Below are 14,480 nucleotides of genomic sequence, written 5' to 3'. Positions count from 1 at the left end.
GGTCGGCGGCATGACCGAATGTTACTGACGTACCGAGGACGAGGACTCGTGCGCTACGTCGATCACCCGGCGTGGAGATGGTGTCGTCAGCGCCTGGCGGTGTTGTCGATCCAGGTTCGGGTCCGGTCCGAGCTTCTGCGCCCGTCGTCCCCACTGGGCGTCAGCCCGCCTGGGATGTGGGCCGCCGTCGACCAGTACGTACCCGTAGGGCGGACGCCCACCCAGATACCGGCCCAACTCGGCCTGCGCCTTCATCGACGCCAACGCCCGGTTACGGGCCCCGACCACCTCCCGCTCCGACTGCGCACCCAGGAACGTCATCAACCTGCGGTGTTCACCGTCGTCCAGGTCGACCCGGCCGCCGACCTCGGGCAACCACACCTGCACCCCGACAGCGCGCAGCAGCGGTGCCAGTTCGTCGAACTGACGACCGCAGAACGCCCGCTCGTACTCGCCCACCACGATCGCGTCGAACCCGCGGTCCGGGTCGGCCAGCGCCTCCAGCAACCTGGCAGCCTGCGGCCGGTTGCACCACCGGCGTCGTCGGGAGGCGCCCTCGTCGAAGAACTCCGCCATGACCGTCCCGTGCCCGGCGATCAGGCGCTCGCTGACCTCTCGCTGCCACAACCGCGAGGAACGCCGGTCCTGATACTCCGAAGTCGACATCCGACCGTAGAACGCGAACCGCAACCCGAGATGAACGTGCGGGTCCTGCGAACGCCTCCGCTCACCCTCACGCTGCCTGGTCCGCAACCAGCAGTCCAACAGGCCCTGATCATCCATAGAAGCGCTGGTCGTCATGGGTGCAACACCTTCGGTCAAGGGACACGACACCCTTGGGACCGCACCCGATCACGACCATGACAGCGACACCCCGGCGAACACCCGTATGGACCAGGGCATACCTCCGAACAGCCCTGCTGCCTCTACCGGCGTGCAGGTGGGCATGAAGCCATCGTCGCTGGGCAGATGCCGCCAGAACCGCCCTGGACAAGCTGGTCGAGGATGCTGACACAGCTGTCTGACACGATCGATGCGCCCTGGATGTCCGATTCGACAGCCCGCCCGGCGAACCCCGAGGTCGCGCCGCCGTCCATCGCGAGCGTTACGGCGAACAATCCTTCGCCGGTGGACCGCGCCGCACCCTGGCGATGGCGCTATCGTGTCGATGTGACCGCAGCCGCCGCACACGAACCGTCGCCGGAGACCGCCAGGACTCCCGAGGCGATCCGCGCGGCGCTGCTGCCCGAGGAACGCGACGCCTTCGACGCCGACTGCCGCCACGCCCTCGGCCAGGCCGTCGAGCAGTCCAGCCTGCAACCGGTCCGCGACGTGCTCGACCACTGGTGGCGCATCGCCACCGTCACCCGCCACGACCCCGCCGCACACCGACGGATGCTGGCCCGCGTCGACCAGACCCTCACCGGCCAGACCCCGCCGCGGCTGCGTACCTGGGACGAACTGCGAACGGAACGCGGCCTGTAGGTGACCTACACGATCGAGTTCCCGGACGAGGTCTGGGACCAGGTCCACGCCCTGCCCGCCGAAGCCACCACACCGTTCGCCGAGGCGATGACCCTGCTGACCCACGAACCCTGGCACGGCGAGCCCTACCACCGCGCCAACCCCACCGGCGCCCTACGCCAACTCATCTACGGCTTCGGCCACGGCCTGATCATCTACGTCATCCTCGAACAGCAGCAACGGGTCGTCATCGAACGCGTGCTCTGGCTGGAAGACCTCGGCTGACCACCTATACGGTTACGAACAGTGCGTGAAACCAGCCTCCATTCAGACGTAGAGAGGGCACATGGCGGGCACCAGGAGGATTCTTCTGGGCCTTCCCTTAATGGGGAACTCGGAGCACTGTATCCGTCAAGCGTCACCGAGATGATAGGCGGAACGCTCGATCAACATCCCTTCATCGACGCTTACCGAACAGTCTGAGGGCATGTGCAATAAGGTGTCGCATATCGGACATCGCAAACGCCAGGGCGACATCATCCTGTTCGAACTGGCCACTTCCGTGTCGGGCGCCAATAGGGCGACCGACCACGATCGGCCGTGCGCAAAAGCCGAACACATCTGCCACGAACTGAGCACGTCACCGATGCCCGGCGTCGCCTCGGCCGCGTATTGCAGGATCCGGGTCATCCAAATTTTGGCGATCTGCACCTGAGGATTCCGTGTGACAGTACGGGCGAAATTCAATACTTCGACCCGAAATTCTTTGATGTTACTCCGGTGATCCTGTGAGCGTCGATCCATGAACCGCTCGAAATCTTCGCGGTCGGTCAACGTCAATTGTAGGCATCGCAATTGACGTTCCACCGGCTCGTCCGGCCCCAGCAACCAGACGACCGCGGCTGCGCTCTCGATGGCCGTGCGGAGCACGCTGAACGGTGCTGCGGTGGCGACGTCGACCGACGCGGAAGCGAGTAGGCGCGTGGCCTTCACGTGGACCGAGACGGTCCGGAGCAAGGGCAGCACCGATCGAGTACGGGATCGTCTCGCCAATCCGCCACCTGCGGCACGGTGGCGGCCAGCACCGACACCTCGTCCATCGTCCGCAACAGGAAGTCGCGTACAGCATCCTTGGGAACGTCCTCAACCATCGCGACAGTCTCCATGTGACTGCAAACCGTAGCCGACCACGGCCTGAGTCGCTCCAGCCCAACCTCGACCCGCCCGAGGCGGGCACGCTACTGCTGCGACAACCGCGGATCCAGTCGTCGGCGGTATAGGATCCGCCGACCAGGACTCGTGATCGAGGTAGCCGTCGATGGTCAGCAGCAAGGCCGGATCCAGTGTGTCTCCAGAAGCCACAGGTGGCGCGGGCACGATCGATGAGTACCGGTTCGCGGCCGTCAACCTGGTGAAGCTCCTGCGCGGGGACATGGCTCCGGGCCTGTCGGCTCCGATTGCGGCCGTCGGGTTGCAACGACGGGAAGCGGGGAACATCCTCGACGATGTCGTTCTTCAGACGGCGCCGGAAAGCAATGCGCTTCAGATCGAGTACCAGGTCAAGCGCGCCATGTCCCCGGTGCAGTCAAACGCTGCTTTCATCGACTCGCTGAAGCAGTGCATTCAATCTTTGGAAGACAACGCGGAGGAAATCGAGTCAGGACAACTGCGTCTCGGGTTGGCAACCGGTCCGTCGCAGCAAGTCGACCAGTTGCGCAAATTGACGGGAATAGCCTGGCAGCACCTCACCTTAAGGTCGTTCGAAGCGATCGTCAGGCCCAGCGTGACCGATCAAAAGGTCTGCGATCGGTTCGAGCGCGTTGTCGAATCGGTCGCCGTGGCCCAGCGGAGTCGGGGCAAGTTGCTCGAAACACTCGATTGCCGGTCACTGGCGCTGGCAGTGCTTCGTTCCCTGCACGTGTGGCAATTCGAGATCGGTCAGGACGGCCGGGACACGATCGATGCCGTGGGCCGCTTGGCCGACGTGTTGCCCCCGGACGGACACTCGGCCCTTGACGTCTTCACTTACCTGGCCGAGATCGCCGAGGAGGTGGGGCCGAAAGCCGGTTTGATCGACCGGGCGATGCTGCGGGCGAAACTACTGCGTCGTGAGGTGGCGCTGACGGTCGAACCGAAGCAGCGCGCCGCGTTGGCAAAACTGGCAGCCGCGACACAGCGGGAACTCGGCGCCACGGCTTGGACTATCGCCGATCGCCTCGAACTGCCTCGCGAGAAGACACTCGACCGCATCAAGGCCGCCGTCGAAGCGAACTCCTTCGTCCTGGTCTCCGGCTCGGCCGGTGTCGGCAAGTCCGTCCTCGCCCGACGCGCGGTCAAGGATCTGGCGGCAACAGCGAGCACGGCCATCATCAATCTGACCGGCCGTAGCCAGGAGAGCCTGGCCGATCTTCAAGCCGAACTCGGTGTGGAGCTGGCCTCTGCCTTGCAGGCCGCTGCCACCACCGGCCCTCGGGTGCTGCTCATCGACGGCGCGGAGCACGCGCTCACCAACAACGCCCGTTTGCTGACCGCGGTACTTCACGCTGTGCCGCTCGACCCGGAGAAAGCACCCCCGTGGACCGTCATCGTGACAGCCCGGACGGAAGCCGCAACAGCGGTGAGCCGCCGCCTGCCGTCCCCGCCGGTGCGGATCGATGTCGGTAACGCCGACGCTGACGAAGTAGGCGCGATCATCAACGCGTTCCCGCAGCTGACACCGTTGACACGGCACCCGCGAAGCAGGCGGCTTCTTCAACTGCCCTATCTGGTGGATCTACTGGTCCGGGTCGACTCCGGACTCGATGACCGCCCCCTCGGCGAAGAGGACGTGATGGACCACGTGTGGGAACACGTGGTCCGCCGCGGCAACGGCGAACGACCCGGCGCCGGTACACCTCACAGCAGGGCCGTGGCCTGCTTGGTGCTGGCCGAGGCATCCCTGCACGCGGACGGCGGCTCGACACTGGCTTCCTGCGAAGGCGAGGCAGTCAGCGGATTGATCAGCGACGAGGTGCTGGTCAGGCACCGCAACCGCCACCGCTTCGCCCACGACATCCTTTTGGACTACGCGGTGGCCAACAGACTGCTGGAGGACGACCATCAACATCTGCTGACCGGGGTCGACGAGCCACGCCGGCTCATGCGTGCCATTCGGCTGGCGATGCAAAGTCGACTGGGGGACGCCCAGGCCGAGGGCTCGGCGGTGGTCCGACAGCAGTGGGGCGAAGCCGTCGAACTCGCCCGGCAGTTGGAGGAACGGGACGGGCCGCGCTGGCGCAACATTCCCTACGAAGCGCTGCTCGCGATGGGCGATCCCCGGCCGCTGCTCGACGCCCTTCGCTTCCCCTTGTTGGAACGCGACGGTGAGCAGCTTCGTCGGCTCCTCAAGGTGACCCGCAGTTTCGCGGCCACCTCCGTCAGGGAACCCGAAGCCGACGGCTTCCAACTCGACGTCGTACTGGCCGCCCCTGTTGTGGACTTCGTCCGCACTGCAGGTCAAGCCCAGCCGCAGAAGGCGACCTATCTTGCCGCGGACGTGGTCCAGCGGTGGCTGCTCGCCGCATGGCGTGCCCGTGTTCCGATCGAGACCCACATCACCGACCCGCGACAGCTGGCTCAGGTCACTGCTCTGTGGTCGGAGGACGATATCTACGGGGACCGGCTGAAAGCCGTCCTGCCTGCCCTGGCCATGCTCGGCCGGTACCCCACGCCGGAAGCCCAGGCGGTGTTCGACCGCCTGTCCGACCGCAACGGCGAGCTGTCCTCGATCGTCGAGGTGTCCGATGTCGCCGCAGCAGCGGCGCGAGCGAACCCCGAACTGCTTCAGCTGCTCGCAGGCCGCTACTACCTGGACCAGGATCTCCGACTCGACCCGGCGGAGACTCCGCCTGCGGCCAGACGCAGACGTGGTCGGCGCAGGCCCAGGTTCGCCTCCGGCGAGGAGTTCGAAGACGGAGTGCGCGACCACACGCCCAGCTACCTCAAGGCGCGGAACACGGGCTTCGCGGCACCGCACTACGGCCCCTTCCAAGCACTGCTGACGACCTCGCCAGAACACGGCCTCCGTCTCATCGGCGCCGTCGTCGACAGCGCCACCGCAGCCCGGACCGCTGTGGAGCGCTCGTTCGAGGACCGCCCCGATCCCAGCTTGACGCTGACGATCCACCGCCCCGATTGGGCCGAGCCAGTCTCCTACCGCGGCACCGCAGCGACCTGGGGCTGGCTCCATGGGACAACCAACGGCACCCACCCGGCGATGTCAGCACTCATGGCACTGACACAGTGGACACTGCAGGAAACCCATCAGTTTCCCCTCGGTGACGTCCTGGATCAAGTACTGGGAGTCAGCCGCAGTCTGGCGATCCCGGCTGTCGCCCTGTCGCTGATCCTCGCCCGTTTCGACATGGTCACCGATGAATTGGACCCGTTCCTCGGGCAACCGCTTGTGTGGGATTTCGAAGGGGATCAACGGCTGCAACAAGCTGCCGTCATCCTCGTCGGCCGCAGCAATCCCGAACGTCGCAACCGGCTTCGTGCCCTCGGCGATCGACTCGTCGAACTGACTCACCGTGATCTGACCGCGCACCTGGGCCAGGCACCGCCCGATGATCATCCCGAGATGCTTGTCGCCCTGAAGCGGGCCCGCAGTCTGGACGTCGACGCCTACCGACTGGAGCAGTCGTCGGAACGGGAAGGGATGGTGGAGGTGTCCCTCGACTACCCGGAGGAGCTCGCACGCGGTCTGAGGCAGAACGGACTGCCGTTCCAACTCCACCTCCGAGTCGCTGGCATCACCACTCAAGCCGTACAGGCGCGCGACGAACGCGCGGATGCAGATCCGGTCGCCTTGTGGCACGACCTCATGAACGTCTTCCGGCAGCTCGACGAGCTCGACAACCCTCACCTCGGCACCATCCACCCCCGACGCGAGGCGGCGTCCACCGTCGCCTCAGCCGTGCTGCTGGCAGCCGCTCGCAACGGCGACACCGCAGACCGGCAACTGATCGAAGACACCGTGCTGACGCTTCTCGACGCCGTGGAACATCCACCGGCCGAGGAACACGATCAGCACTCCGAGGATCGGAGTATCCGATGGCCGATGGGTGCCGACCGCGCCGCGGCCACAGCCCTGCCTTGTGTGCTCACCACCCCGGGCTTGCGCGATCGATGCGCGCACCTCGCCGACCGTGTCGAAGCCGCGATCTTGACTCTGGCCGAGTCCCGCCCCTCCGAAGTGAGGCGACGACTTGCCGACACACTCACCGACGCACTGAATCCTTCCTGCGACAACGAGCACGACACCCGAATCCACTCCCTCGCCGTCGCAGTCATGAAGAAGATCGTCCTCAACGCCGGACTCGGGCCCTGGAGTGACCACCAACGAAACCGGATCAAGCTGACAGAGCCCTTGTCAGAGGTTCTAGGGTCAGGTGATGACATCCTCCACATCGGTGAAGCCTCGGATGCCCTGCCTGCTCTCATGCGCACCGCCCGCCTGACGTGCAGGCACGGCCAGGCTGCGGCGGAGACGCTGCGAGCGCTCGTGGACTACGACATCCTCGCGTGGCCGAAGCACTACGCTCGACACCTCTACTCCGACACCGAGCACTGGCGCAGCGAACTTGATCGCCATGTCGCCGCACAGGTCCTCGACGGCGACAGCGCACTGCTCGACCGTTACCTCGACGGCTTCGCCCCCGTCGGAGAAGAACTCCGCAGCCTGCTGACCGAACTCGTCAAACAGGCCACAACACCAGAACACGGCACGCTGCTGTTGGAAACCTACTGGCCGCGCATCCTCGATCGCCTGCTCCCGGCCAACCGGAACCTCGCCGGCAACGACTACCGCGAGCACCCGCACCACAGCCACGAGGAGGGCTTGGACCGGGCACTGCTACCCGAGTATCCAGTGGACAGAGACTGGCCACTACAGCCACTCGGTACCATCCTGAAGCGTTGGGCGCAGGCGTTCGAAGGCAAGCCTCACGTCGCGGATCGCGCCCTCACATGCCTGGCACAGTACGGCCTGCTCGCCTCACCTACTGCCACAGGCATCATCTTGAACATCCTGGGCGACAACGTTCACATGATCCGTCAGGACTGCCGAACCGTCACCACCTGGCTGTACGTCATCCTCATCGCCAATAAGGACGCAAGCGTCGGTATCAGGCCCCGACTGCTCAAACTACTTGACGAGCTGGCAGATATCAGTGATACGGACGCCATCGAACTGCAGCGAGAGCTGGAACTCCAGTAGCCGGAGCCGCAGTACCCCTCGGGCATCAAGAACATCCTCCCCAAGATCCGTTGATACAAGAGGTTCGGACACATGGTCAGTCGGCACGACGACGGAGCCGGCGTCGCTTCCGCAGGTGGATCCCGTGCCGCCGGAGGTATGCGCTTCCAGGCCGAGGTCTTCGCCTGGTGGGCCGCTCTCGCGATGTCCGGCGAGAGCCCTGGATTCGATTTGGATCCGGCAAGCCGAGTGCAGGCTGTCGGCTGCGAGACGGGCCTGCCCGTCGATGACGTCGGGGTCGCCTTGCACGACGGGGGCTTCATCCTCCTCCAGGCCAAGCGAGGAATGACTCGGCTCGACGCCGGCTCCAGCGACCTGAGCAAAGCCGTCGACCAGTTGATCGACGCCTTCCGTGGCGGTCTCCGCACCAGGGTCGAGGTTCGCGGAGTCGACCTGGCCCGAGATCGCCTGGTGATCGCAACCGATGCCACGTCGAGCGGCGCATTCGATGATCTCGCGACGGTTCTTGCCCGTCTGCGGGGCCATCCGGACACATTGCCGCTGGAGGGCGCCGCAAGCACGGCCAGACAGATCACCGCCTGGACGCGTTTCCACAGCATTGTCGAGCAGCGATGGACGGGGGCATCAGGGTCAGCGCCCACCCAGGAGGAGTTGCGCCGGTTCTACCGCGTCTTGGAGGTTCAACGGCTTGACTTCACCCCGGACAATGGAATGCACCGCAGGCAAACAGCGAACCTGCTGGAGCGCGCCGGTGCCACGGACGGCCCGCTCGACCGCCTGATCAGCCTGGGACTGAAGCTTGCTCATGAACGGTCCTGGCGACTCGTCCACCAACTCAGAGCGGCACTGGACATCCCCTTCGACCCTTCGGCGAATACGCCGAACCAGCCGAGAGGGCATGTTTCGTTCGAGTGGTTGCATCACCGTCTCGATGAGGCGGTAGGCAACCTGGGCCCTCGGTACAACCGCGAGTTGACCGTCGACGTGCCCGTGGGACGTGTGATGGCCGGGTTCGCGCGCCGGGAGGACGCATTGTCGCCGCTGCGCGCCCAGTTGCACCAAGCGCACACCGCGCTCGGGCGGGCGGCAGCCATGGAACCCGGACAAGGGCGCCTTCACGACCTGGTGGCAGACCTCAAGGCTCTGCGCGAGCCAGTCGACGCTCCTGCCGGACCCGGCGCTCTACCGGTCGATCTGTGGCGTTCCCGGTGCTTAGCGATACTCGACTCTCTCCGAGAGATACCGGACGACCCCACTCTCCAAAGCCGGGAATCGTCCGACTTCCGCGACGCCGTCGACTCCGGATGGGAGCACCTGGAACAGGCCGTCAGAGCGTTGGACGGGCCAGCACTGACCGCGTGGAACGAACCTGTCCTGCTCATCACGGGGGAACATGGCCGAGGCAAGAGCCACCTCCTGGCCGACACCGCCGTCTCCGCGATCAACGACGGCCAACCCGCTGTGCTGCTGCTGGGACAGCACTTCCTCATCACGAGGGAACCGTGGGCCCAAGCGACAGCCAACCTGCGCTGGCCGGGCACCAGCGACGAATTCCTCGCCGCGATCAACTCTCTCGCCAAGTCTGCGGGTCGACGGGCACTGCTGATGGTCGACGCCCTCAACGAAGGCGATGGCAGGACAATCTGGCCCGCACGCTTGGCGGGCTTCCTGGAGCAAGTACGCCGGCACGACTGGATCGGCGTGGTCCTGAGCGTGCGGACCATCGCCCAGGACGCCTGCGTTCCCCCCTACGTCCGCGACGAAGTACTGGTCGTCCCGCACCTCGGGTTCGACGGTGTGGAGTTCGATGCCGTACGGGAGTTCTTCCGCTACTACAAGCTCATCGGCCCCGCCACACCGCTGCTGCTCCAAGAATTTCGGGAACCGCTGTTCCTGGAGTTGTTCTGCCGCACAGCTCAACAACATCCCAACCTGCTGACCGGTGCCGCGCCGGGCCTGAGCACCGTTCTCGACGAGTACCTCACCACCAGGGACGAGGTGGTCGCCGAGCGACTGGACACCGATCCGCACGATCGTGTGGTCGTCACCGCGTGCCGCGAGCTGGCCAGGGCCATGCACAGTCGAGGCAGGCGCTGGCTGAGCAGGCAAGAGGCCAAGGAAATCACCGAACGCGTGTGGCCGACGACGGGCGGGTACTCCCGCTCGTTGTTCCTGGCACTACTGGCCGAACGAGTGCTCATCGAAAGCTTCATCGGTTGGCGCCAGCACACACCCGACTCGCAGCCGGTGCAGTTCGCCTACGAGCGCCTTGCCGACCACTTGATCGCCACCAACCTCATCGACTCGGCGCACCGCGGCAGCCACTACGACCACGACGCGCTCGCGCGGATCGCGGCCGACCTGCCCGCAGGCGATACCACGCTCGACGCGCTCACCCTGCTGTTGCCCGAGCGCGTCGGGATCGAACTGACCGATTTCGCCCACGTCCTGCCACCGGAGACGAGCAAGGTGCTGCCCGACCGGGTGGTTGCTTCACTCGCGCTGCGAGTACCCGGCGCGATCACCGACACCGTAGCCGAGCTGCTGGAGCGACGACTCCTGGGCGAAGACCGACAAGCCGCCCGAGCCGCCGCACACATCGCCGTGTCGTTGGCGTGCCGTCCAAACCACCGCCTCGACCACCAGTGGTTGCACACGACACTAGCGGCGATGCCGATGTGGCAACGGGACATGACCTGGACCGCAGCCACCGCCGGACGACGAGCACAACCAAGCCCTTACGCAGGATTGCTCACATGGGTCGGCGCCGAAGACGAACGCATCCTGGCTGGCCTGAGCGGGGAGTCGGCCCTCGCGAGTGCCGTAACCCTGATGTGGGCATTCACCAGCTCCGACCGGTTCGTACGCGACACCGCCACCCGCCGCCTGGTCAAGATCGCCTCAATCCATCCGACCGTGCTGTCCCCGCTGATCCACCGTGCCGCCGAGGTGGACGACCTCTACGTCCTGGAGCGGGTCTGCGCGGCCGCCTACGGCGTCGCACTACGCCGCCTACCCGACGCCATCCTGCTCAAGGTCGCCACAGCGACCCTCGACACCGTGTTCGGACAGGATGATCCGCCACCCCACATCCTGATCCGCGACTACGCTCAGGGCATCGTCCGGCTCGCCCACCAGCGCGGTCTGATCACCGACGCCCACTGGGCCCGAGCAGCAGGCCCCTGGTCGAGCCCATGGCCCGGCAGAGATATCCCTGACCCGGACGAGCTGGAACGACTCTACCCCCTATTCGCCGATGGAAAGCCCGCCCGAAGAGAAACACTGTGGGCTTCGATCCACCTCAGCGTCGGCGAGGGCGGCGACTTCGGCCGCTACATCATCGGCACCAACCATCCCTACAGCTTCCCCTTCACCACCCAACTCCGTGACGCACCAGCACAAGAGACCACCACGGACGAGATTGCGGCATCCGACGACACCGAACCTCCACACCCCAGCATGCTGGAGCAGCTCGTCGACGCCCTACCCGAAGACCACCCGCTCCACAAAAGCATCACCGACCTGCTCGCCTACGCCGAAACACTGGCGGAGGACGAACCACACCAAGAGCAGACCCCTGTCGACGCCAACCTGGTATGCCGCTTCGTCATCCTCGGTGTCGCCGACCGCGGCTGGACACCCGAACGCTTCCGCGACCTCGACTACGAACTCGACGAAGAGCAGGACGTCGGACGCGCCTCACGCAAGCGGGAACGCATCGGCAAGAAGTACCAGTGGCAGGCATGGCACGAAGCCCTCGCCCGGCTCGCCGACACCCATCTGCCCAGCGAGAACCCCAACCGCCAACCCGTCACAGCCGCACGGATCTCTTCCACCCGCGACATCGACCCCTCGCACCTGCTCACAGGAAATCCCGCCAGCCCGGCCAACGACCAGTACATCCCGACAGACGCCTGGTGGCTGCCACTGTCCAGGCCGGAGACACCCAACCTGTCCAGTTTCGATCTCCAGTGCGCTTGGGTCGCCGACGACACAGCACTACTGGACACCAGTGCCCTCGTCGTCGTTCCCGGCACCACAGCCGCCGCCTCACCTGCCGGCCGCGCCCTGCGCCTGCGCGACAGCGCCGAGTGGATCCTGCTCCACGGCACCGCAGCCTGGTACTGGGACGCCTACGGCCCTGCTCCACGCATGAACAGCAAGGGCGTCTGGGCAGACCAAGCCGCCGTGTATCACACCGTCCTCATCCGCCGAACCGACGTGGCCGACGTTCTGGCATCTCCGCTCCAGCCCTACGGTCCACACCACTACAACCAGAGCTTCGCCGACGGACCGTTCCTCGGCGAGTTCCCCGACCAACCCGCCTACACCGACCTGCTCGACGACCGCGGGCACGAGCATGGGTGGGCCACCGACACCCACATCCCCGCGCCGGTCCTGCTCACCACGGACCACTACCTGTGGGAGGGCAACATCTACGACTGCTCCCTCACCGACTCGGTGTCCGTGTCCCTTCCCACAGCCCACCTGCTCAGGCTCCTAGCCCCGAATGCCTTCGCTCGCGACGGCGCCGTGTACGGGGAAGGCGGCGAGGTCATCGCCTTCGCTCCCAACGTCTTCGAACCCGGTAACTCCACCCTGCTCATCCGCGCCGACATCCTCCACACCGGACTCAACGCCGCCGACCTGACGCTGGGCCAAGTCACTTACCAGGAACGTCGCTCAGCAATAGCCCTAGAGCATGATCCCTGGCCCGGCCAAACCACCCGTACCAGCCTCCATATTCACCAAACCACCTCCGATGGATGGATCGTCGCCGGCACTGTTAATCACGATCACAAGTACCCGCCACGCTCACCACGCAGCGGATCAGAGGCCCAGTCACGCCAGCGATAGCCAGAGAGGCTTATAAAGCTGGCACAGGCGCTACCTCGGCCGAGTCGAGGAGTTCGAGCGATGTCAGTCAAAGGCTAGCGGGCCGCGTCGCGCTGTGGCACGTGAAGTCCAAGTAGGCGCCAACGGCTGACTGCGATCAACTGCGGACTACAGCATCTAGATCGAACGTACCGCTACAGCGGTCTGTCCTACTGCCATCTCCTACTGAGACCACAGCCCATTGTGGACGATGTGACGCCGAAGATCTTCTGTGCTACGTTCTACGTGTGACACATCCCCAGGGGGGACGGGGAACACACAAGATCATCGTGGTGACGAGGCGCGGGGATTCGACCCCCTGGTGGGGATGTATCCCACGCGTGGGGGTTCAAGTCTCGGACACACAGTTACCCCACGGGGCAGGTCGACAGTTTGTCGAACTCGCGTCGTGGGGTTCATCTTTTTTACCGATTCGCCGATGCGCGCGGTTCTTCGATGACGACTCTGTCGGCATGACAAATGATCACGACCCGGTCGGCGCGCAGTGTGTCGACGACCGGGCGCGGGCTCGCCGCCGCGGGCATGTGCAGGGCATGTCCGATCCTGATGATCAGCTGCTCTTCGCGGAAGTAGAGCGTCGGCGGCATGGCCTCGGTGCGCGGACCGCGAAGGTGGCGGCAGCGGTAGCCGGGACGTCCGTGCACCCACCGGGACTCCATCCGCCGCCCGCACGCGCCGCAGCGCAGCAGCCCGGCCAGCAGGTACTCCCGGGTCTCCCCGCGCCGGTTCGGGCGCTGGGCGCGGATGCGCTGGACGGCGACGAAATCATGTTCACCGACCAGCGCGGTGTGGGTGCGCTGGCGGGACAGCACCCACTGGTGGGCGGGCTTGCGCTTCGTCATACGGTGGCGCCGCTGATCGCTCTGGGTGGTGTGGTCGTGATCGACGCTCTGCCGGTTCCACACCTGCCACCCGGTGTAGCGCGGGTTCCGCAGGATCGTGGTCACGGTCTCGGCGGTCCAGTGGCGCCTGGTGCGATGGGTGTTGCGTTCGGGGTCGTGTTCGGCGGGGCACGGCGTGCGCTGCCGGTTGAGGGTCTCGACCAGGTCCTCGATGCTGCGTCCGGCCAGGCGCTCGGCGAACAGCCACCGCACCGTCGGCGCCGTGTCGGGGTCAGGCTCGAGGCGGGTGACGTTGCGGCCGCGGCGTGCGCCCGCAGGGTGGGGATGCGGGCCCGCCTCGACCAACCGGTAGCCGTAGGGCGCCCGGCCGCCCAGGTAACGGACCTCCTCGGTCAGGGCCCGCATGGCCGCCATCGCACGATGCCGGGCACGGACCACCTCGCGCAACGACTGCGCACCCAACATCCTCACCAACGCCCGATGCTCCGCCGTCTCGAGATCGACCGGCCCACCGGCCTCGGGCAGCCACACCCGCACACCGTGACGCCGGAACAACGCCAGCAGCCGCTCCAACTGATCGCCCGCGAAGCCGCGCTCGTACTCCCCCACCACGATCGCGTCGAACCCCCGATCCGGATCCCGCAACGCCGCCAGCAGTTCCGCGGCCTGCGGCCGGTCACGCCACCGGTCACGCCGCGACCGCCCGGCGTCGAAGAACGTGGCCGTGATGGTGCCGTGTCCCGCGATCAGCTCCTGGGCCACCTCCAGCTGCCACGCCCGCGAGGTCACCGGGTCCTGGTGCTCGGTGGTCGAGGTCCGACCGTAGAACGCGAACCGCAGACCACCCATGGGAGCAGGCCCCTGGTCGCACTGGACCCCGGACCGGTCTTCCGCCCGCAGGCCCATCCAGTCCGTGAGCACGTCCCGACCGGACAACACCACGACAGCCGCCTTCCACACCGCCACAGGAAGCAAGATCATCCCAAGGTGGCTTCTAGGCGGCATGGCAGGCCCTGACTCGA

The 14,480-nt window shown here is 66.0% G+C and carries 7 protein-coding genes; 4 read left to right on the top strand and 3 right to left on the bottom strand.

Annotation, left to right across the window (positions count from 1 at the left end):
* Positions 1–21: 21 nt before the first annotated feature.
* Positions 22–666 (bottom strand): recombinase family protein, encoded by a 645-nt coding sequence (locus ACYVLT_RS26340; protein ID WP_461122886.1) that lies wholly within the window; start codon positions 664–666, stop codon positions 22–24.
* A 339-nt stretch (positions 667–1,005) separates the two neighbouring features.
* Between ACYVLT_RS26340 and ACYVLT_RS26335 the strand changes: the two genes are divergently transcribed.
* Together ACYVLT_RS26335 and ACYVLT_RS26330 are read left to right on the top strand one after the other, a co-directional pair.
* Positions 1,006–1,485, top strand: coding sequence for a DUF6247 family protein (locus ACYVLT_RS26335; protein WP_461122885.1), 480 nt, complete (start codon positions 1,006–1,008; stop codon positions 1,483–1,485).
* Positions 1,486–1,749, top strand: coding sequence for a hypothetical protein (locus ACYVLT_RS26330; RefSeq protein WP_461122884.1), 264 nt, complete (start codon positions 1,486–1,488; stop codon positions 1,747–1,749).
* A gap of 126 nt (positions 1,750–1,875) precedes the next feature.
* Here the strand turns inward: ACYVLT_RS26330 and ACYVLT_RS26325 are convergent, their stop codons facing one another.
* Complete coding sequence (locus tag ACYVLT_RS26325; protein ID WP_461122883.1) at positions 1,876–2,457, bottom strand: hypothetical protein; 582 nt, start codon at positions 2,455–2,457, stop codon at positions 1,876–1,878.
* 325 nt (positions 2,458–2,782) lie between these two features.
* Here ACYVLT_RS26325 and ACYVLT_RS26320 point away from each other — a divergent pair, with 325 nt between their 5' ends.
* Entirely contained in the window at positions 2,783–7,720 is a 4,938-nt protein-coding gene (locus ACYVLT_RS26320) for a hypothetical protein (RefSeq protein ID WP_461122882.1), read from the top strand.
* Between the two features lie 138 nt (positions 7,721–7,858).
* On the top strand, positions 7,859–12,577 hold the full coding sequence (locus ACYVLT_RS26315) for an NACHT domain-containing protein (RefSeq protein WP_461122881.1): 4,719 nt from the start codon (positions 7,859–7,861) through the stop codon (positions 12,575–12,577).
* A 443-nt stretch (positions 12,578–13,020) separates the two neighbouring features.
* Here the strand turns inward: ACYVLT_RS26315 and ACYVLT_RS26310 are convergent, their stop codons facing one another.
* The gene (locus ACYVLT_RS26310) at positions 13,021–14,439 is read right to left on the bottom strand and encodes a recombinase family protein (protein WP_461122880.1); all 1,419 of its coding nucleotides are present in this window, start codon (positions 14,437–14,439) and stop codon (positions 13,021–13,023) included.
* Positions 14,440–14,480 lie beyond the last annotated feature (41 nt).

This window comes from Saccharothrix stipae, from assembly GCF_054781895.1.
The sequence above is the reverse complement of the archived record's forward strand: the minus strand, read 5'-3'. Positions and strand labels throughout refer to the sequence as shown.